At 43.6% G+C, this 20,430-nt stretch carries 18 protein-coding genes; 11 read left to right on the forward strand and 7 right to left on the reverse strand.

The window, feature by feature from the left end; genetic code table 11:
- Window positions 1-19: 19 nt before the first annotated feature.
- Both nusA and rimP read right to left on the reverse strand, forming a co-directional pair.
- Entirely contained in the window at window positions 20-1,258 is a 1,239-nt protein-coding gene (gene nusA / locus K9J17_10730) for a transcription termination factor NusA (GenBank protein MCF8277196.1), read from the reverse strand.
- A gap of 6 nt (window positions 1,259-1,264) precedes the next feature.
- Complete coding sequence (gene rimP, locus K9J17_10735) at window positions 1,265-1,711, reverse strand: ribosome assembly cofactor RimP (protein MCF8277197.1); 447 nt, start codon at window positions 1,709-1,711, stop codon at window positions 1,265-1,267.
- Between the two features lie 168 nt (window positions 1,712-1,879).
- Here rimP and K9J17_10740 point away from each other — a divergent pair, with 168 nt between their 5' ends.
- From K9J17_10740 to metF, 3 genes are read left to right on the forward strand one after another with little or no spacing between them, the layout of a single operon-like run.
- Complete coding sequence (locus tag K9J17_10740) at window positions 1,880-2,320, forward strand: hypothetical protein (GenBank protein MCF8277198.1); 441 nt, start codon at window positions 1,880-1,882, stop codon at window positions 2,318-2,320.
- A 21-nt stretch (window positions 2,321-2,341) separates the two neighbouring features.
- A complete protein-coding gene (locus K9J17_10745; protein ID MCF8277199.1) occupies window positions 2,342-5,263 on the forward strand; it encodes a gliding motility-associated C-terminal domain-containing protein in 2,922 nt (973 codons plus the stop codon).
- An 18-nt stretch (window positions 5,264-5,281) separates the two neighbouring features.
- The gene (gene metF, locus K9J17_10750; protein MCF8277200.1) at window positions 5,282-6,235 is read left to right on the forward strand and encodes a methylenetetrahydrofolate reductase [NAD(P)H]; all 954 of its coding nucleotides are present in this window, start codon (window positions 5,282-5,284) and stop codon (window positions 6,233-6,235) included.
- Here metF and K9J17_10755 read toward each other — a convergent pair whose 3' ends face one another.
- From K9J17_10755 to K9J17_10765, 3 genes are read right to left on the reverse strand one after another with little or no spacing between them, the layout of a single operon-like run.
- Entirely contained in the window at window positions 6,236-6,823 is a 588-nt protein-coding gene (locus K9J17_10755; protein MCF8277201.1) for a riboflavin synthase, read from the reverse strand.
- Window positions 6,824-9,442 carry a gliding motility-associated C-terminal domain-containing protein gene (locus K9J17_10760; protein ID MCF8277202.1) on the reverse strand — a complete coding sequence of 873 codons (2,619 nt, stop codon included), beginning with the start codon at window positions 9,440-9,442 and terminating at the stop codon, window positions 6,824-6,826.
- Between the two features lie 57 nt (window positions 9,443-9,499).
- A complete protein-coding gene (locus K9J17_10765) occupies window positions 9,500-10,624 on the reverse strand; it encodes a CofH family radical SAM protein (protein ID MCF8277203.1) in 1,125 nt (374 codons plus the stop codon).
- Between the two features lie 153 nt (window positions 10,625-10,777).
- Between K9J17_10765 and pdxA the strand changes: the two genes are divergently transcribed.
- The 6 genes from pdxA to accC all read left to right on the forward strand — a co-directional run bounded on the left by pdxA (window position 10,778) and on the right by accC (window position 15,841).
- Window positions 10,778-11,941 carry a 4-hydroxythreonine-4-phosphate dehydrogenase PdxA gene (gene pdxA / locus K9J17_10770; protein MCF8277204.1) on the forward strand — a complete coding sequence of 388 codons (1,164 nt, stop codon included), beginning with the start codon at window positions 10,778-10,780 and terminating at the stop codon, window positions 11,939-11,941.
- 169 nt (window positions 11,942-12,110) lie between these two features.
- Complete coding sequence (locus tag K9J17_10775; protein MCF8277205.1) at window positions 12,111-12,641, forward strand: DUF177 domain-containing protein; 531 nt, start codon at window positions 12,111-12,113, stop codon at window positions 12,639-12,641.
- Between the two features lie 20 nt (window positions 12,642-12,661).
- On the forward strand, window positions 12,662-12,844 hold the full coding sequence (gene rpmF / locus K9J17_10780; protein ID MCF8277206.1) for a 50S ribosomal protein L32: 183 nt from the start codon (window positions 12,662-12,664) through the stop codon (window positions 12,842-12,844).
- An 88-nt stretch (window positions 12,845-12,932) separates the two neighbouring features.
- Entirely contained in the window at window positions 12,933-13,934 is a 1,002-nt protein-coding gene (locus K9J17_10785; protein ID MCF8277207.1) for a ketoacyl-ACP synthase III, read from the forward strand.
- 54 nt (window positions 13,935-13,988) lie between these two features.
- Window positions 13,989-14,486, forward strand: a complete 498-nt coding sequence (gene accB, locus K9J17_10790; protein ID MCF8277208.1) for an acetyl-CoA carboxylase biotin carboxyl carrier protein — start codon at window positions 13,989-13,991, stop codon at window positions 14,484-14,486.
- 20 nt (window positions 14,487-14,506) lie between these two features.
- On the forward strand, window positions 14,507-15,841 hold the full coding sequence (accC, locus tag K9J17_10795; GenBank protein MCF8277209.1) for an acetyl-CoA carboxylase biotin carboxylase subunit: 1,335 nt from the start codon (window positions 14,507-14,509) through the stop codon (window positions 15,839-15,841).
- Here accC and K9J17_10800 read toward each other — a convergent pair.
- Window positions 15,831-17,291: a hypothetical protein gene (locus K9J17_10800; GenBank protein ID MCF8277210.1), complete on the reverse strand. Its 1,461-nt coding sequence runs from the start codon at window positions 17,289-17,291 to the stop codon at window positions 15,831-15,833. The two genes, accC and K9J17_10800, sit on opposite strands and share 11 nt — an antisense overlap.
- A 78-nt stretch (window positions 17,292-17,369) precedes the next feature.
- On the opposite strand from K9J17_10800, the gene K9J17_10805 reads away from it, so the two are divergent.
- Window positions 17,370-18,059 (forward strand): T9SS type A sorting domain-containing protein, encoded by a 690-nt coding sequence (locus tag K9J17_10805; GenBank protein ID MCF8277211.1) that lies wholly within the window; start codon window positions 17,370-17,372, stop codon window positions 18,057-18,059.
- A 61-nt stretch (window positions 18,060-18,120) separates the two neighbouring features.
- Window positions 18,121-20,055, forward strand: a complete 1,935-nt coding sequence (gene ispG / locus K9J17_10810; GenBank protein ID MCF8277212.1) for a (E)-4-hydroxy-3-methylbut-2-enyl-diphosphate synthase — start codon at window positions 18,121-18,123, stop codon at window positions 20,053-20,055.
- A 30-nt stretch (window positions 20,056-20,085) separates the two neighbouring features.
- Here ispG and K9J17_10815 read toward each other — a convergent pair whose 3' ends face one another.
- Window positions 20,086-20,382, reverse strand: coding sequence for a 2-hydroxyacyl-CoA dehydratase family protein (locus K9J17_10815; protein MCF8277213.1), 297 nt, complete (start codon window positions 20,380-20,382; stop codon window positions 20,086-20,088).
- Between the last annotated feature and the right edge of the window lie 48 nt (window positions 20,383-20,430).

Below are 20,430 nucleotides of genomic sequence, written 5' to 3' on the forward strand. Positions count from 1 at the left end.
TTTCATGACCGATGAATTATCAGTCAGCAAATTCTTCTTTCAGGATCTTGATCAGTTCATCAACTGTTTCTTCCTCAAGATCGGTTCTCTTAACAAGATCGGCTTTCCCGATTTCAAGCACACTTTTAGCTGTATCACAACCAATGGCTTTCAATTCGTCAAGTACCCATCCTTCAATTTCATCTGCAAATTCTTCTAGATCCACATCTTCAACATCCACATCAGAATCGCGATAAACATCAATTTCATATCCAGTAAGCTGACCAGCCAACCGAATGTTGAAACCACCTTTTCCGATGGCCAATGAAACCTGATCTGGCTTCAGGTAGACATCAGCTCTTCCTTTATCATCACGCAACTCAATCCGAGTGATCTTCGCTGGACTCAAAGCCCGTTGGATGAAAAGCTGCGAATTATTGGTGAAATTAATCACATCGATGTTTTCGTTGCGAAGCTCACGAACAATTCCATGAATTCTTGAACCTTTCATACCTACACACGCTCCAACAGGGTCGATTCGGTCGTCATAAGATTCCACAGCAACTTTTGCGCGCTCTCCCGGAACACGAACAATCTTTTTAATGGTAATAAGACCATCAAAAACCTCAGGAACTTCATTTTCAAACAGTCGCTCCAAAAATCGAGAATCTGTTCTAGACATGATAACAACCGGATTGTTGTTTCTCATCTCCACTTCTTTGATAACGGCTCTAACCGTATCGCCTTTCTTGAAATAATCGCTTGGAATCTGTTCTGTTTTAGGAAGGATCAATTCGTTCCCTTCGTCATCCAAGATCAGAATCTCTCGTTTCCATATCTGATAAACCTCTCCAGTGATCATCTCACCTTCTCGGTCTTTATACTTTCTGAAAACATTGTCTTTTTCAAGATCCATGATTCTTGAAGCAAGATTTTGGCGGATGGCCAAAACTGCTCTACGTCCAAAATCTTCGAGTTTCACAGGTTCAGACACTTCCTCACCTACTTCAAAGTCAGCCTCAATCTTAAGAGCTTCTGACAATGGAATTTGCAATACATCGTCTTCCAAGTCATCATCTGCAACAATCTCTCGATTTCTCCAGATCTCAAGGTCACCCTTATCAACGTTAATGATCACATCGATGTTCTCATCTGTACCGTATTGCTTTATGAGTAATGAGCGGAACACATCCTCCAAAATGCTCATCATTGTCACCCTGTCAATGTTTTTGAATTCTTTGAATTCCAAAAACGACTCTATAAGATTTAAACTGTTCATTTCTAGTTATTTGAACGATATTACTGTCTTGGCTTCCTTTATTGTACTTAGCGGGATTGTGATCGGCCCCACTTCTTCTTTTTTCTTCTTTACTTCAGGCTCAACGGTTATTTCATCGTCATTGAAAGCTGTCAATAAGCCTTTGACCTGAACTCCATCCAACGTTGTCACCCTTACTTCCCTTCCTACATTCTTCTTGTATTGCAATGGATGTTGAAAAGGTTCGGTAAGCCCAGGAGACGAGACCTCTAACTCATAATCCTCCACTTCCCTATCGAGGTTTCCCTCTATATGTCTACTGATGCTCACGCAGTCCATCACGTTCAGTCCTCCTACAGCATCGATAAACACACGAATCCGATTTGAAGGCAACACTTTTGCAGAAACGATGAAAAGGTCGGTTCCCTCCAACTTTTCTTCAATCAATGCTCTAACTGTACTTTCCGTTATCATCATTAAAAAAGGGACCTGCTGGTCCCCTCTATCAAATTTCCCTCAAATCGCGGACAAAGGTAATAGAATTTTATTATCCGTCAACTGGTTCATACAGCTGACATAAAGATAAATACGTTCTCTGAAACCACCCATTTCAAAAACTGGCGTCTATAACACAAAGACCATATGAATGAGTTGTTAAATTTGCGCGCTTACAGAAAAACTACAAACATGTTTAAAAACATATTTTTCATGGCATTGGTTGCCGCTTTTGCCCTTAATGGAAGTTCAACCATTGCTCAAAACAAGGCGAACCCTGATGGTCGATTGCTATCTAAATTCTCCAAAAAAGAGCTTAGCTCATTGACTGCAAAGGACCTTTCTTATTGGACATATTACATAGACAACTGCTACGAAATTGCTGACATTCCTAAACAAAAACTAGACGGTGTTCCTGAGATAGTTGCCCTGAAGAGCTTAGAAAAGAAAGACATTAATGTTTTTGAATTGGGTATTGTCCCCCATGAATTTGCTCGAAACTACCTCCGAATAGAAGGTACTGATAAGATGATCGTAATATTGGGTCAAACTGAAATTGAAAGTAATTACAAGGCTCTGGTCAAATAGAATCACTTCCGAAAAATGATAATGAAAAAATTATACGCTGCAGTAATACTAGTATGTATCGGATTTTATCACGCATCTGCGCAAATGACCATCTCCATTACGGATATCGGACCTGTGACGTTGGACTGTGGATCAGGTTCAGCGTTTGATCATACTTTCCAAGATGATAATCCCTCCGGCTCGTACGCACCAAATGCTTCGTATGAAATTACAATCTGTCCTGATGGTTTTGCTGGAAGCAAAGTCTCTTTCAGGGCAACTTCAGATATAGGCGATACATGGGACATTGATGATTCGGACACGCTATTTGTGTATGACGGTCCTAACACCGGTGCTCCTCTTTTGGGCGCTTTCAACAATGGAACAAATACTGTAGGTATCTCTGTGCAGGCTTCGTTCAACAACCCCACAGGCTGCTTAACATTCGTATTTGTGAGTGATGGAGCGGTTGAAGGAGACGGATTTGCTGGTATCACTACCTGCGGATATCCATGTCAACCGTTTACTCCAATTATTGGATCGGACCCATTGATGGAACCAGCAGATACTGGTTGGATTGATATCTGCCTTGGCGATACAGTTTGGTTAAACGGAGGCGCTAACTTTCCATATTCAGGAACGAATGGTGGAATCGGCTACGACCAAACAACTGGCAGTAGCACGTTTGACTGGGAATTTGCTGATGGTACAAGTTTCACTGATGAGCAAAGCGTTTTCTTCGTACCTACAGTAAGAGCAGGGTATTTCGTTGAAATGCGCATGACTGATACTCTAGGGTGCGTTGCCGCTACCACTACAAAAATCCGTGTCTCCACCATTCCGAATTTCTCAGAAACAGTTTCCCTTGCAAGTGATACACTTTGCTTCGGAGCTAGTACTATTTTACTTGGGGGCGTCACATTTAGCGACACCGCAGGAGTTGCCGCAACAGAGGGTTCATTTATCAACGGAGGCATTTTTGCAGGACTCACGTATCTTCCTGATGGTTCAGGAGTAAATTATGAAACCAATATTGAGATATCACAATTCGACTCTGGGCAAGTGGTCCAAAACGCATCAGATGTGTTGGATATTTGTGTCACGATGGAACATTCATTCTTGGGTGACCTTGAAATGATGCTTACCTGCCCGAACGGAACAAGCATTGTTATGTTTAACGCTTATACAGGAACTGGAATCGGACCACAGTTTGCAGGCGGTTTTGGTGGCGGTGGAACATACTTGGGGCAGGCCCTAGACAATGGAAATGGAACACCAGGCACTGGGTGGGAGTATTGCTTTTCTGACAATGCCATATGGGGAACCATGGGACAGGAGTTCGGGGCAGGAAACACCACTCCTGTTGGAGGGTCTACGCCTGGTAACGCCATGTCCGCTGGCACATACTTACCTGAACAATCGTATGACAATTTGATCGGATGTCCAATCAACGGGACGTGGACAATTACTGTAAGAGACAATCAAGGAATCGATGATGGTTATATTTTTGAATGGGGAGTATTGTTCAATCCTGATATTGATCCGAACGCTGAATTTTATGTCCCTTCCATTACCGATGGTTGGTGGGATAACGACCCTAGCATCATTAATAATATTGGAGACACGATAATTGAGGTCCTACCACCTAACCCAGGTGATTACTTCTACACCTTCCATGTGACTGACAACTTTGGCTGTTCATACGACACAACATTACAGATTCACTCTGTTCCACCGCTTGGGTCATATTTCGATGATATTGCTGTTTGTGACATGTCGTATGATTTAACTGCCGCTGATTACGAAATTCTTGGCCAATGGGATTATGCTGGTCCTAACGGTGGCACTGCATCATTTAGTCCAAATTCAGCTGCCAACCAATCTACCGTCACGGTTTCTCAATTTGGTGAATATCAATTCATTTACACGAGTGAATATTGCGGACAAGCAGACACACTTGTAGTCGACTTCAACCCAACTCCATCTCCTGTACCGTTAATCAACCAGACAATTTGCCCAGGAACAGATTTGACCTTTGATGCTGGTAACGAGGATATAGGCGCTAACTACGTTTGGTCTCCTGGAGGGTTCACAGGCCAGGTACTTCAATTGGATTCAATAACCAATTCTGGTGGCATTCAAGTAACGGTTACGAACGATTGCGGAACTGCAAACGGTGCAGCTACTATCACCGTTCACACGTTGCAAGTATCAGGTCCGCTGGATGTTTGCCTTGCAACTGAGGCAGATCTGCTCGCTACAGTTAGTACAAGTGGAGGCACTTGGACCTATACTGGCCCAACTGGTGGCACAGCGACTTTTTCTCCGAATGAACAATCTCTTATTCCTTCTGTATCAGTAAACGTTCAAGGTCCTTATGTTTTCACATTTACCGATGACGAGTGCAGCATGGTTAAAACATGGGAAGTTTACTTTTCTCCAGCACCAGTTGTAACCATTGGATTGGATACGAATAGAATTTGCGTTGAGGACAACATCACGCTATTCTATACGACCAACACTGATCTTTACGATACATTCGAGTGGGGACCATTTGGGACTAGTGCAGATACCTTGGTTATTGCTGGAACTGATTCTATGGGCTTTAACTTTATGGATACACTTTTCCATGTGACTGCAAGCATCAGTAACTTCTGCGGAACAGACGAAGACGAAGTGGTCTATCAAGTAATTGATTGCAACTTGGATGTTCCGAACGTGTTCAACCCAGAATCAAGCATTCCAGAAAATCAATATTTCAATATTGTTGCACTTGAGCTTCATCCAGGTAATAATGTCAAGATCTTTGACCGATGGGGTAGAAAATGCTATGATGTTGATAACTACCACTTGAACCCTTGGAACGGTGGAAAAGAGAAAGATGGTGTTTACTACTTTGTACTTGAGCGTCCGGGATATGAGGCTGAAACTGGATATGTGCATCTTGTGCACGGTCATCAGTAAACTAGTGTAGCGCTATTTATGAAAGTCATAGATCACTTAAAGGGTGCCAAAAGCACCCTTTTTTCCATTGAAATACTTCCTCCGCTGAAAGGAAAAAGTATCGACTCGCTATTCAGTGGAATCGAACCGTTACTTGAATTCAAACCATCTTTCGTGGATGTTACGTATCACCGTGAGGAATACGTTTACAAAAAACGACCAGGCGGTTTCTTGGAAAAAGTGAGCATAAAAAAACGTCCTGGAACAGTTGGTATTTGTGCGGCAATCATGAATAAATATGGTTTAGATGCCGTTCCACACATTATCTGTGGCGGATTTACCAAAGAGGAAACGGAAAACGCACTTATCGACCTCAATTTCTTAGGCATTGATAACGTGCTCGTTCTTCAAGGCGATTCTATAAAAACAGAGCCCAATTTTGTTCCTGAACCAGATGGTCATGCCTATGCGAGCGAATTGGTTGAGCAGGTCGTTAACCTCAACAAAGGCATTTATTTGGATGAAGACCTGACGAATGTAAAGGAGACCAACTTCTGCATTGGCGTGGCCGGATATCCTGAGAAGCATATAAAAGCTCCAAACCGTAAAACTGACCTGAGATACCTGAAGAAGAAAGTGGATGCAGGTGCGGAATACATCGTTACTCAGATGTTCTTCGACAATAAGGCTTACTTCAAATTTGTTGAGGAGTGTAGAGCTGCTGACATTACTGTTCCGATTATTCCAGGTCTCAAACCAATGACCACTAAAGGTCAAGCAAGCGTGCTGCCGAGTTTATTTCATATTGATGTGCCTGTGGATCTTTACGATGCTGTTGAAAAGTGCAAGGACAATGACGCTGCGGCAGAAATTGGAATTGAATGGTGCATTGAACAAAGCAAGGAATTGGTAGCCGCAGGCGTGCCATGCTTGCACTACTACACGATGGGAACTTCTGGTGCTACGAAATCAGTAGCAGAAAGGATTTTCTGATCAACGACCGGCAAGCATTCGCGCAACGTACTTGCCGATGATGTCGAATTCCAAGTTTACGGTATTCCCAACGCGTAGATGTTTGAAATTGGTATGCTCAAACGTGTAAGGGATTATGGCAACCGAAAATCCACTATCTGAAGTATCGAATGCCGTTAGGCTTACTCCATTGATGGTAATCGAACCTTTATCAACCGTGAAATTATCTCCTTGGTCATGCTTAAAGGTGAAGAGATGACTTCCACCTTTTTCCTCCAAAGACACAAGTTCTCCTAATTGATCTACGTGACCTTGAACGATGTGTCCATCAAATCTTCCATTGGCGGCCATGCACCTTTCCAGATTCACTTCGTCTCCTATTTGTAGTTGACCAAGATTGGTTCTACGCAGAGTTTCATCAATGGCTGTGACCACATAACGATCATTCTCCATCAATTTTACCACCGTCAAACACACGCCATTATGTGCTACACTTTGATCCACTTTGAGTTCAGAGGCGATTGATGAAGTAAAGGTGAAATGAATATTTGACCCTTGCTTTTCTAGCTGCGTGAGCTTTCCTAATGTTTCAATGATTCCTGTGAACATCTAGTTCGGTCCGGGTTGAGTATTTCTAAGCAACTGAACAAAACCATGAAGGTCGTGAGGCACAACTCCTTGGAGCCCAATCTCGTTTACCGTGCAGACATAATAGTATACACCATCGCTGCAATTCAATTTGGTACTCTGGTTGGTTCCATCCCATAGAATATCCGGATTTGTTGTTTCAAAAATCTTGAGACCCCAACGGTTGTAAATTTTCATGTCGATGCTTTCCACAAACGCATAAGGAAATGGCTTGAACACATCGTTGTAAGAATCGTTTCCCGGTGTGAAGACGTTAGGAAGGGTATAATTTGAACAGTTTTCAACGCAAACAGTATCTGAAATGGTCACATTTTGGAATGAGTCCACTGCTGCAATGGCATAGCATCCGGCCATCGTATTCTGCAACGGGCCATGTTCAAATCCATCCCACGGAAACTCGTGTTCTGCAACCACTTGCAATTCTCCACCATAGATCGGTGTGTAAAGAACCTGATACGAAACAATATCATCTGGGCATTCGGGCAATTGGCTCCAAACAAGATTATTGAACAGTCGCTCACAATCCGATTCAACAGAAATATCTTGATTACACGGAGGGATGGAATCGATTGGCGTGGTGCAACTTTCCTGCGACCAATTCTCAATAGGATATATGAGACCATCGATGGAATAATGCCCAATACTTTTTATTCGATAACATCTTTCCACGCCATTTGCCAAGCCTGTGTCTAAATAGGTATGCTCGGTGGTTTCTCCGATGTAAACAAACGCAAGGCCTGACAATTGTTGACGGAAAATCTCGAACGTATCATTCAACCATGGCACCGTTTCATTCCAAACCAACTGAATCTGATTATCTGTGCCAATAGCAACGATAAAAACCGAAGACGCTGGGTCTGATTCTCCAACCACGAACTCATTTCCAGATTCAGCATTAAAGAGCTCAATCTTATAGTTGAATTCTAGTTCTTTCGTGTTCATCAACGTATCGATAAAGATGGTATCATTCAAATTGAAATATGTTTCAACTATCTGATAATTAGTTGGAGAAGTAACATCTGAGCGATAGATACGATACTCGTAAGGCCCAGGAATTTGTATGGTATCCAACTCCGTGGGTTTGCTCCATGCCACATACATTGAGCCTAGCGCGACATCCGTGTTCTGCACGCTCACATTCGTGATAACTGGAAGGTCTCGCTTCAATTCAGCACAGAATTCCACTGATGCGTAACTGACCGCATCGCCTGGAAAACATGCCACCACCATGTAGCAATATTGCAAACCAAGCGTTAAACCAGCGCCACCATTATCGTCCAAATATGTTGTTCCACTAAGGCCAGTAGTTGAGCCAATGTACTGATATCCAGTATAGCTAGGCACGCCAACTTCGCACGTGTCTGGCACAAAACCGTATTCTTCAATTCTTCGGTAAATTTTGTATCCCTCAACTTGCACACAAGGACTTTGATCCCAGCCAAGCAGAATAGAATTTCCTTGCGGAGTGGCATTTGGATTTTCAGGTGCTGGACCTACAACCGTGATAAAAGTGGTGTGATAATCGACCAATGATACGTCATTGCCCGGTGGGTCATCTTCCACTCTGAAAGACATCATGTATGGCTGCAATTGAACGTGATCGCAGTCGGTTATCCAACGGAAAATACTCACTGCGGTATCTTGCGCAGATATCGGCTGATTGAAGGTCGCTGGGCTTATCGCCTGCACCAAAGGTCCTCCAGTTCCGGTCAAGGTTACAGGGTCTCCATCCTTATCCCAAGCTCGGACTGGAAACTCCAATGTATCTCCAACTCCAACACAAATTTCGTTGATGGATGTAACGATTGGCGGCCTGTTCTGACAAGGTCTGACCGTTACCTGCATATCGCGAATTGTATATCCGATCTGAACATACGAACCGTCTTCTCTTCTTCTCCACTCAATGATCTTTATAGCAAAATTGAATTCGCCTTGTTCTTGAGGTGAATCCCAGGTCAACGTGCCGGTGATTGCATCAATTGTGACGCCATCTGGAAACACATAACCGACAATTGGCTGTCCGCCTTCACCCAAACAAACGGTCAGCTCATAGCTCAAACTGTCTCCATCTGGATCATACGCTCCAGGATTATGCTCGTAAATCCGTTGGAAACACGCGTTGTCGATAGGTGGATTAAGAAGGACTGGTGTGCTGCTTGACCCAGAAAACGGATCAAAATCTATGTGTGTCTGGATATAAAATGGAACGTTGACCGAATTGGGGATATTGATGATCCCACTATTTCTGTTCGGATCTTCCATCGAAATGTCGTAACCACTGAAAGAAAAAGCTGCGTATGTATGCTCCTTAACATAAATATTCTTCCTCACACCAGGCAAGATCACCACTCCATCGCCATTGCCATTTGACCTTGGAACCGTATCCAAGGTTCCATCTCCCCAACGAACCTCCAACGCAGGTCTGTCGGCTGGACTATCAGGAACAGTATAAGTTGTAACGGTGGCTCGGACCCTCAAATCACCCAAATATTCAACTGTGATCTCTCCCGCCCTATTGTGCGTAGCCTTCGCCCCGAAGGAGGCAAAGAGCAGAATCACAATGACAAGGAAGTTTTTCATTCAGCTGATATAAGGCCTAAACCCAATAAAGTTAGGTTTTATTGTGGCGATGTTCTGTCAATAATCGATCAATTGTTGCTCTATGTTTTCTGGAAGCTCGCGGTATTCGTACTGCTGCGTTCGCAATTGCGGTTCAAAACCAGCTTCGCGAATGGCTTCTTGAATAGCATCTGCCGTAAAGCGATGTGGTGCTCCTGCGGCTGAAACCACGTTCTCTTCAATCATGATAGAACCAAAATCGTTGGCGCCAGCATGAAGACACATTTGTGCCGTTTGCTTGCCAACGGTCAACCAAGAAGCTTGAATATTATCAATGTTCGGGAGCATGATACGCGAAATGGCAATCATCCGCACATATTCATCAGCCGTGCAACTGTTTCGAATTCCTTTTACTCGTCTTAGCAAAGTTCCATCATCTTGAAATGGCCAAGGAATAAATGCAATGAATCCTTTGGCATGAGCCGGCTTCTTAGATTGAACCTCGCGCAGCCAAACCAAATGCTCAAAACGCTCTTCCAACGTTTCAATGTGTCCGAACATCATGGTCGCAGAACCCGTAATGTCTAGCTGATGCGATGCCGCAGCAACTTCCAACCATTCTTTACCCGTGCATTTTCCTTTAGAAATCAGCCTTCGAACGCGATCGTTCAGGATCTCAGCGCCAGCTCCAGGTAAACTATCCAAACCAGCAGCTTTCAATTCCTTCAGCACCGCTGTATGCGTCATTCCTTCCAATTTGCTGATGTGCGCAATTTCGGGTGGTCCGAGTGCATGCAATTTCAAATTCGGGTAAAGCGATTTGAGTTCACGGAACAGATCAGCGTAGAATTTCAACCCCAATTCTGGGTGATGTCCGCCTTGCAAAAGAAGCTGCTCGCCACCGTAGCGAAAGGTCTCCTCTATCTTCCTTTTATAGGTGTCAATATCCGTGATGTAGCTTTCTGCATGACCCGGAATACGATAAAAATTACAGAATTTACAGTTCGCAATGCACACGTTCGTGGTGTTCATATTACGGTCTATGATCCACGTAACCTTACCATCTTTCCGCTTGGTTTTGCGCAGTTCATTGCCAACGAACATAAGATCGGCCAAACCGGCATTTTCAAACAGAAACTGTCCTTCTTCTGCCGATAGAAACTCGGCCCTCAATGCTTTATCCAGTAGTTTGGTGCAATCCATTCTCATACGTGTTAAACACCACTTTCACGATTGTGTTCGTCTGGAACATCCAAACTGAACCTATGTTAAAGTTGGTACTTTTGCGGCAGCGAATTTACGAATTGACAGGGGCTTTCCTGTCGGGTTCAAACCAGATAGAAAACAGGTGTTGAAATGAGTAGAGAAACGGATAAGATAAAGGTTGGAATTTCATGTGGCGACCTGAACGGAATTGGGTTGGAAGTGGCTATCAAAACGTTTTTAGACGCTCGGATCTTTGAGCTTTGCACACCTGTTCTTTATGCTTCTAAAAAAGCATCGGCAGCTTACAGAAAAGAGCTGGACATCAAAGATTTCAGCTTTGAAGAAATAAAATCGGTTGAAAGCGCCAATCCGAAACGGGCCAACGTATTCAATGTGTGGAATGAGGATGTTCAATTGAACTTGGGAACACCCACAAAGGAAAGTGGCGAATATGCACTGAAATCGTTGCAGGCAGCAACCGCTGACCTGAAGAGCGGCAAAATTGATGTGCTACTTACAGCACCGATTGACAAGCACAATATTCAGTCTGAGGAATTCAAATTTCCGGGACATACCGAGTATTTGGCAGATGCGTTTGGTGTGGATGAATATTCCATGTTGATGGTGAGTGAAAATCTGAAAGTGGCATTCATGACAGGCCATTTGCCTCTTTCGCAGATCGGAAAGAACCTTTCGTTCGAGAGCATCATCAAGAAAATTCGTTTTCTGAACAGAACTTTGCCACAGGATTTTGGAATCCGAAAGCCGAAAATTGCCGTTTTGGGATTGAATCCTCACAATGGCGATGGTGGCGTGATCGGCACCGAAGAAAAAGACCTGATTGCTCCGGCCATCAAGAAAGCCAAAGAAGATGGCATTCTTGTTTTTGGCCCGTTTGCGGCTGATGGCTTTTTCGGTTCTGGCGCTTACAGTCAGTTTGATGTGGTTTTGGCGATGTATCATGATCAAGGTCTAATTCCGTTTAAGACTTTGAACTTTGACCAAGGAGTGAACTACACGGCCGGATTGCCAAAAGTGCGCGTTTCTCCCGACCATGGAACTGGTTTTGACATTGCGGGAAAAGGCATTGCGAGCGAACAATCATTCAGAGATGCACTGTTTTTGGGTATTGATCTTTTTAGAGAGCGCGAACGCTATGAGGACTACACTTCGGATGTGTTGAAACCACAGAAGGAAATCCGATTGGAAAATGATACACGAGGTCCACGTTCGGACAATCGCGGACCGAGAAAACCAAGGCCAAGTGCACCTAGAGAGAAAGAAGCTTCGGGTAGTTCTGAAGATTCGGAATAGTAGCGTTAAGGGTTGAAGCGGTTACCCCGCATCCCGTTTTTTCGGGGGCGGAGTAAGAGCGGAAAACCTGACCCCGATTTTTTTCGGGGGAACGCCCAAAAAATGAGTTAAAAATCAGGCATTGCAACATCAATTGAAATGTTTACTTTTGCAGCCCTCGTTCTGAAACATGGAAAGTTCTAGTGCATTCAAGGTTCAATTCTCGGGATTGAAATTTGGAAAACACAACTTTGAGTTTGTTGTTGACGATAGGTTCTTTGAAAAACTCGAGTATTCTCCGATTGAAAAGGGAGAAGTTGAAGTAACTGTTGAGTTGGATAAAAAATCCACGATGATGGTTCTTGACTTTGAACTGAAGGGTTGGGTGACCGAAAGCTGTGATAGATGCACAGTGGATTATCGGCAGCCGATCAGTGGAGAACATAGATTGTATGTGAAATTCGGAGACGAATTTGACGAACCTGATGAAAGCCTGTTGGTTATTCCCAGAGAGTCGTTCGAATTGGATGTTTCGCAATTGATCTACGAGTTTATAGGACTGAATATTCCGCTGAGGAAGGTTCCGTGCGATGAAAGTGGTGACACAACGATGTGTGACCAAGAAACTTTGAAAGCACTGAATGCTTGCGAAACGGACGAAAATGAAAACAACCCTTTGTGGGTGGAATTGAATAAGATCAAAGATCAACTGAAAGATTAACTAGTATTAAGTAGCGTATCATGGCACATCCTAAACGAAAGATATCCAAGCAGCGTAGAGACAAAAGACGTACGCATTACAAGACAGAGGCTCCAACAATTGCCTTGTGTCCGACAACTGGCGAACCACATCTTTATCATCGCGCTCACTGGTACGAGGGTAAACTTTACTACAAGGGAAAAGTAGTAATGGAAAAGGCATGACATATTCCGAAATTCGGATTTGTGCATGAAGGGATTGCGGCTAACTTAGCCGCAATTTTTGTTTAGAGGGGACGGAAAAAGCAACGGAATGACGAAGACCAGAGCGGCCATCACAGGAATAAATACTTGGGTTCCAGAGTACAAACTCACCAATGCGGAGCTTGAGACCATGGTTGATACCAACGATGAATGGATCCAGTCTAGAACAGGTGTTCAAGAAAGGAGAATTCTGAAAGGTAAAGACATGGGAATGTCTAAAATGGCGATTCCAGCAGTGAAAGGTCTTTTAGAGAAAACCAATACAAAGCCTGAAGATATTGAACTGGTGATCTGTGCCACAGTTACACCAGATATGCAGTTTCCGGCAACAGCCAATATCATTTCTGACCAATGCGGAATGGTGAATGCATTCAGCTATGACCTGAATGCTGCCTGCTCTGGATTCATCTACGCGCTTACCACCGCTTCCATGTTCATTGAAAGTGGCAGATATAAAAAGGTCATCGTTATAGGAGCTGATAAGATGTCTTCCATCATTGATTATACTGATAGGGCTACATGCATCATTTTTGGTGATGCAGCAGGTGCGGTTCTGATGGAGCCGAACGATGAAGGAAACGGACTGATCGATCACCAATTGCATACTGATGGTGCTGGTGTTGTTCATCTTCATCAGAAAGCGGGTGGTTCTGCAAGGCCTGCCAGTCATGAAACCGTTGATGCAAGAGAACATTACGTTTATCAAGAAGGCGCTGCTGTTTTCAAATTTGCTGTGACTAAAATGGCAGATGTTTCGGAAGAGATCATGTCAAGAAATGATCTTACGGCAGACGATATAGCTTATTTGGTGCCTCATCAGGCAAATAAGCGCATCATTGATGCTACTGCATCGAGAATGGGATTGGATGAGAAAAAGGTGATGTTGAACATTATGAAATATGGCAACACAACCAATGCTACTATCCCATTGTGCTTACATGAATGGGAATCGAAACTGAAGAAAGGCGACAATCTGATCATCAGTGCCTTTGGCGGTGGATTTACTTGGGGAGCGCTTTATCTTAAATGGGCGTACAACACTCCTGAATGACAATTCCATCGGTACAGAAATTTATACATTTGAACTTCAATTAAGGGAAAACGCATGGATATTAAGGAAATCCAAGAACTGATAAAATTCGTGTCCAAATCGGGGGTGAGTGAAGTGGAAATTGAATCGAAAGGATTTAAGATAAACATCAAGACTCCTCCTTATAAAAGAGGCGGACAACCTGAGGTTCAGATCGTTCAGGCCTCTGCGCCTCAACCAACAGCTCCTGCACAACAAGCAGTTCAGGCTGCTCCACAAGCAGCTGCTGAAGTTGCGCCCGCTAAAGCCGATGAAACTGCGACCAATGGCAACTACGAGGAAGTGAAATCTCCGATGATCGGAACCTTTTATCGTTCATCATCACCAGAAAAACCACCGTTTGTCGGGGTTGGCGATGAAGTGAAAAAAGGAGACGTGATCTGCATCATTGAAGCAATGAAATTGTTCAACGAGATTGAAGCAGAAGTAAGCGGAAAGATCGTAAAGGTGATGGTGGACGATTCTACACCTGTAGAATACGATCAGCCGTTGTTCTTGATCGAACCACATTAATTAACCCAAACCCTTTTGTTGTGTTCAAGAAGATTCTCATAGCCAACAGAGGCGAAATAGCCTTGCGCGTTATACGAACGTGTAAGGAGATGAATATTCAGACTGTGGCTGTGTATTCTACAGCCGACAAGGAAAGCCTACACGTACGATTTGCTGATGAAGCAGTATGTATTGGACCTCCTGCCAGTAGCAAAAGCTACCTGAACATTCCGAGCATTATTTCTGCTGCTGAGATCACTAATGCCGATGCAATCCATCCTGGTTATGGATTCTTGGCAGAGAATTCCAATTTCTCGAAGATCTGTCAGGAGCACGGCATCAAATTCATTGGCGCATCTCCAGAAATGATTGATGGCATGGGCGACAAAGCTTCGGCCAAAGCCACCATGATCAAAGCAGGCGTTCCTTGCATTCCGGGTTCAGAAGGATTGCTTAAAGACTTGGCTGATGCGAAGAAAACCGCCAAGAAGATCAAGTATCCGGTGATGATGAAAGCCACTGCTGGCGGTGGTGGAAAAGGAATGCGTGTGATCTGGAACGAGGAAGAAATTGAAGCTGCTTGGGATTCTGCGCGGCAGGAAGCTGCTGCATCTTTCGGAAATGACGGGATGTATATGGAGAAATTCATAGAAGACCCGCGACATATTGAAATTCAAGTGATTGGCGATCAGTTCGGTAACGTTTGCCATCTTTCTGAAAGAGATTGTTCCATTCAAAGACGGCATCAGAAATTGATGGAGGAAACACCTTCTCCATTCATGACCGATGAACTTCGTGATCGAATGGGCGAAGCAGCCATTAAAGCCGCAGCAGCTGTAAATTATGAAGGTGCTGGAACAGTAGAGTTTCTTGTAGACAAGAACCGCGATTTCTATTTCATGGAAATGAATACCCGCATTCAGGTTGAACATCCGATTACGGAAGAAGTGATCAACTACGACCTTATTTGGGAACAGATAAAAGTGGCGGCAGGAATTCCGATCTCTGGGAAGAATTATTTCCCTCAAATGCACGCGATTGAATGCCGTATAAACGCAGAAGACCCGTACAATGATTTCCGACCTTGCCCCGGCAAGATACTCACCTTGCACACTCCTGGAGGACACGGAATTCGCGTAGATTCTCACATCTATGCTGGTTACACGATTCCGCCATTTTACGATTCGATGATCGCCAAGCTGATTACAATTGCTCAGACACGCGAAGAGGCCATTGCCAAAATGCGAAGAGCATTGGATGAATATGTGATTGAAGGGATTAAAACCACCATTCCGTTCCACCGCAAATTGATGGATGACCCTGAGTTCATCAAAGGAAATTACACCACCAAATTTATGGAGTCGTTTAAGCTTTAAGCTTCAACTCCAACCACCTATTATAGTTTACCAATTCAGCATCTTCGCTTCGCGGAGAGGTAGTTTTCGTGAATAGTTTGATGCGGTCTTTCATTGCTTCATCGCGCACAGAAATTCCTTTCAGGAACATGTCCGAGATCAAGCCAAGCAACATATTTTCCCGAAGGTTTTCTTGATTTTCGAGCTGGTTACCGAAGTCCTTCCTGATCTGTTTCATCCGATAATCCAAGAAATCAGTATCACCCAATTCCAAGCGAATCAGGATTTCAAGAATGGCAATTCTGAACTTCAGCGGTTCAGCTGTATTCTCAAATCGGGCGTGATGATATAGTTGATTCAGTCGTTTGATGGCCTCTCGTGGATTGCCCATATCAAAATGAAAAATGGCCAAATTCAAGTAGACAAACACGATGTAGAAAGGCGTGTTCTTTAATTTTTCATTATGCTCTAATTCTTGGAGGATCGAAATCGCCTTTTCCATATCAACCTTAGAGTAATTGATAACCAACGAGTTGTAGTAGAAGAATAGAAACCGATCGTAATGCAAGCGATCGAACTCTTCCATTGCTGCCTTCAACTTTTCGGCCCATTGCAATGATTCTTCCGTCCTATCGTTCTTAAAAAGCGCATTTACCATGTAAGTAAGCATCTGAAGCTTGGTCTGATGATTCGTCTTGTTGAACAGTCTTTCTTGTTCGAATTCAGCATAGGTTACGCGCAAATAATCTTCCAAATTCGGATAATCATGTTGCTGCAATAGGATCTGACTTACGGCCTGATAGATCTTGAACCGCAGCGCTGAACTTCCCTTTAGTTCCTTGTTGTCAGTCAGTTTCTGAACCGTTTCCTGAAGCATGTCCACAACAGGATTATCAACCGGAGAAAAATTCTGTGTGATCTTGAGCCGGTACTTAACCGTGGCAAGAATGTCGTCTATCTGTCGGATAGACTTCAATCTCAATTCATTTTCTTGCCGCTTGAGTATGTAAGTTTCTGGGTTAATGCTCAAGATTTCCTGAGAAAGCCTGATGTATTCAGTGTAGATAAGATCAAGCAACTCCAAATTCTCTAATGCTAAGGCTCGTTTCTCTGCCTTTCCCAGAAAATATTCAGCCAACGGAAACAGATTTCGTGACAGATAATGCCTGGCAAGATTATACAGGTTGACTGCCTGCGTTACATCTTCATCCTCAAAATGCTGCACCATCAAGCTCTTACTCAAATCAGATTTCAATCGATTCTTGAGCCTGTAATACGGATTCTTGTTCCCATCTGGATAAAGTTTGGAACATGCAGCATCCTCATCAAACAGCTCCCGTTCTTTTCGTATCAAATCAAACAGCTCGATGTCTTTTCGGGGCTGATTGCTTGCAATTCGGGAAGAATAAACCTTGTAAAAACGGGACTCTTCCTTATTGAGTCCGAGTACCATAGAAGTAAGTGCATCCATTTGAGCGCGTAAGAAATATTGAAATTATGAAAGTATTTCTGCTAATAGCGAATTACATTTGGGTAAATGATGTTGGAAATGAAGCATTTTCTTAAATCCTTAATGATGTCGGTGGCCATGATCTGGTTTACCGCACAAACACAAGCTCAGGTTACCTACGAGTTGCAAATCGATAGCATCGTGGCCTTCCCTGACACCGTTGAGAATGGGACTACGGTTTCATTCTACATGATGATTTCTGTACAGAACACGCCTCTACTCTATCAAGGAAATATCTTCTTGGAGCTGGAATATGGAGGTAATCTTTATCCTGTAGACACGGTGGAGAGTGCAATGGCTTTTCTCAGCCCCAACTATCCGAATGCAATTCAGGCAACACATCGTTTTTCTACGGACAATGACCTAAGTATTGGTGATAACGTGGTGGTAGTTTGGCCTCGAATCGGAAACGGCACGGAACCTTTGCAAGTGGTAATTAACCCGTACTCGACAGTTATTACCTTGATTGAACCGAACGGAATTGATGAACGACAACGCACTTTAGATAAACCTATTTTCTTCCCTAATCCAACAAATTCTTTCATTCGCTTTATTCCTGAATTGGAATTGGGAAGTGTACAGATCTTTGATGCCCAAGGTCGGATGACCATTCAATCAAATAGTACAAGCACGTTGGATATTTCCGCATTACCCGAAGGAATCTATTTGGTGCAGCTAGAAACGTCAGAGGGGAAACTGTATTCTGAAAGATTGGTCATTTCGCGTTAAAGAACAATAAACGCGCATTCGAGGCACAACGGTTTGGCTAATTTTGCGGCAAACTTTGGCCATGCCACACAAAAAATACTGCAATAGTCTGACGAGTTACAACCGACTGCAAACCAGAGAAGTGATGGTTGGCAAAATCGGCATCGGTGGAAACAATCCGGTCAGGGTGCAATCCATGACCACCACCGATACAATGGACACGGAAGCAACGATGGCGCAAAGTATCCGAATGATTGAGGCTGGCTGCGAACTGGTACGGATCACCGCTCCTAGCATGAAGGAAGCCGCGAATTTGGCCAATATCAAAGCAGGATTACGATCGAAAGGGTACGAAACGCCCATTTGTGCAGATATCCATTTCACACCGAATGCAGCGGAAATTGCTGCAACGATTGTCGAAAAGGTTCGCGTAAACCCAGGCAATTATGCGGATAAGAAGAAATTCGAAACGATTGAATACACAGACGAATCGTATCAAGAAGAACTGGCACGGATTCGCGAACGTTTTATTCCGCTTGTTGAAATCTGCAAAAAGCATGGAACTGCCATGCGAATTGGCACAAACCACGGATCGCTTTCCGATCGGATTCTAAGTAGATATGGCGATACGCCATTGGGAATGGTGGAGTCTGCAATGGAATTCCTGCGCATCTGTCGCGATTTAGATTACCACGACATTATTCTTTCCATGAAGGCCAGCAACACGCAAGTAATGGTGCAAGCATATAGGCTCCTTGTAGCCACTATGCTTGAAAATGGAATGAATTATCCACTGCATTTGGGTGTTACCGAAGCTGGCGAAGGCGAAGATGGCCGCATCAAGTCTGCAGTTGGTATTGGAACTTTACTGGAAGATGGTTTAGGCGATACAGTGCGTGTTTCTCTTACGGAAGATCCAGAGTTTGAAATCCCTGTTGCCAAGGCATTGGTAGCCAGATACGAACAGCGTGTAGAAGAACAAAAGTCCATCGTTCCGTATTCTAATTACCCAATTGATGCTTTTCAATTTCACAAACGAACCACCTCTTCTGTTCAGAACATTGGAGGAGAAAATGTGCCGCGCGTGATTGCCGATCTATCCAATAAGGAATCAATCTCACCTGCCAACCTATTCGCTTTCGGTTATCATTATTCAGTTGAATCCGACAAATGGAATCTCAGCGATCAAGCTTGCGATTACGTCTTTATTGGCAATTCCAGTCTGAATTTCAATATCCCAGGGACGCTTGGAGTCATTCAGGATCATCAGGTCTGGAAAGCGGGAAATGCACAACATTATCCGCTTTTCGATGCTTCATCTTTTTCGAGTGCAGTATTTCGGTCGGACAAATTGAATTTCATTAAGCTAACGATTGAAGACCTAACGGACTCTTTTATCTCAAAATTAAAGAATGATGCTACCGTTGTTCTTGTTCTTCTAACTGAAAACGAACACGCTTTGGCAGAACTGAGAAGAGCAATTGCACTGCTGATTGAGCACGGATCGGAAACGCCAGTGATCATTCATCGAAACTATGATTTGGATGAAAATGAATTCCAACTTTATTCCGCAACTGATATAGGCGGCTTGTTGATCGATGGATTGGGCGATGGTTGCTGGATAACGAATACGCGTATTCCGAATAAGGTAATGAACAGTACTGCCTTTGGCATTCTGCAAGCTGCTAGGGCAAGAACATCCAAAACGGAATATATCTCATGTCCAAGTTGCGGCAGAACGCTCTTTGACCTGCAAGAAACCACTGCGAAAATCAGGAATAGAACCGATCATCTGAAAGGTATAAAAATCGGAATCATGGGTTGTATTGTGAACGGCCCGGGGGAAATGGCCGATGCGGACTATGGATATGTCGGCACAGGAAAGGGCAAAATAACGCTCTACAAGGGACAAGAAGTGGTTAGGCGTAATGTTCCGTCAGAAAGCGCTTTAGAAGCCTTGGAAGAGCTCATTAAGGAACATGGTGATTGGGTTGAGCGACCAACCGTTGAAGCATAAAAAAAGGAGCCGCATGGCTCCTTTTTCATTTTACATCTTTTCAATCAGCTTCTCGCGCTCCCACGATTTGCCTGTGAGCTCTTCCCACTTAGCTTTCATCTCAGCAATTCGAACTTGCTCAGCTTCGTAGTCAACTTTCTCATTGTCTTTATTAGCCTCAATCTTAATGACATACTGGTCAATTCTCGCTTTCAAAGCATCTGCCTCTTTCTTAATGTTCTCTGGCGAACGCTCCGTAGCTGTAGCTCCAGCATTGTCTTGTGCAAAGGTTTGAGTTGCTGTTAGCGTAATGGCACTTACTGCAAGTATAAATGTGATCTTCTTCATAGTTCAATTTTTCTTGGGATTAAAAATAGGTATAAAAAAGAGTCCCGA

The organism is Flavobacteriales bacterium, from assembly GCA_021739695.1.
Taxonomy (GTDB): domain Bacteria; phylum Bacteroidota; class Bacteroidia; order UBA10329; family UBA10329; genus UBA10329.

What these genes read in the sequence shown, in the direction of transcription:
- nusA (MCF8277196.1), bottom strand. Translation starts at nt 1,258, where the DNA reads ATGAACAGTTTAAATCTTATAGAGTCGTTTTTGGAATTCAAAGAATTC.
- rimP (MCF8277197.1), bottom strand. Translation starts at nt 1,711, where the DNA reads ATGATAACGGAAAGTACAGTTAGAGCATTGATTGAAGAAAAGTTGGAG.
- K9J17_10740 (MCF8277198.1), top strand. Translation starts at nt 1,880, where the DNA reads ATGAATGAGTTGTTAAATTTGCGCGCTTACAGAAAAACTACAAACATG.
- K9J17_10745 (MCF8277199.1), top strand. Translation starts at nt 2,342, where the DNA reads ATGAAAAAATTATACGCTGCAGTAATACTAGTATGTATCGGATTTTAT.
- metF (MCF8277200.1), top strand. Translation starts at nt 5,282, where the DNA reads ATGAAAGTCATAGATCACTTAAAGGGTGCCAAAAGCACCCTTTTTTCC.
- K9J17_10755 (MCF8277201.1), bottom strand. Translation starts at nt 6,823, where the DNA reads ATGTTCACAGGAATCATTGAAACATTAGGAAAGCTCACGCAGCTAGAA.
- K9J17_10760 (MCF8277202.1), bottom strand. Translation starts at nt 9,442, where the DNA reads ATGAAAAACTTCCTTGTCATTGTGATTCTGCTCTTTGCCTCCTTCGGG.
- K9J17_10765 (MCF8277203.1), bottom strand. Translation starts at nt 10,624, where the DNA reads ATGGATTGCACCAAACTACTGGATAAAGCATTGAGGGCCGAGTTTCTA.
- pdxA (MCF8277204.1), top strand. Translation starts at nt 10,778, where the DNA reads ATGAGTAGAGAAACGGATAAGATAAAGGTTGGAATTTCATGTGGCGAC.
- K9J17_10775 (MCF8277205.1), top strand. Translation starts at nt 12,111, where the DNA reads ATGGAAAGTTCTAGTGCATTCAAGGTTCAATTCTCGGGATTGAAATTT.
- rpmF (MCF8277206.1), top strand. Translation starts at nt 12,662, where the DNA reads ATGGCACATCCTAAACGAAAGATATCCAAGCAGCGTAGAGACAAAAGA.
- K9J17_10785 (MCF8277207.1), top strand. Translation starts at nt 12,933, where the DNA reads ATGACGAAGACCAGAGCGGCCATCACAGGAATAAATACTTGGGTTCCA.
- accB (MCF8277208.1), top strand. Translation starts at nt 13,989, where the DNA reads ATGGATATTAAGGAAATCCAAGAACTGATAAAATTCGTGTCCAAATCG.
- K9J17_10800 (MCF8277210.1), bottom strand. Translation starts at nt 17,291, where the DNA reads ATGGATGCACTTACTTCTATGGTACTCGGACTCAATAAGGAAGAGTCC.
- K9J17_10805 (MCF8277211.1), top strand. Translation starts at nt 17,370, where the DNA reads ATGAAGCATTTTCTTAAATCCTTAATGATGTCGGTGGCCATGATCTGG.
- ispG (MCF8277212.1), top strand. Translation starts at nt 18,121, where the DNA reads ATGCCACACAAAAAATACTGCAATAGTCTGACGAGTTACAACCGACTG.
- K9J17_10815 (MCF8277213.1), bottom strand. Translation starts at nt 20,382, where the DNA reads ATGAAGAAGATCACATTTATACTTGCAGTAAGTGCCATTACGCTAACA.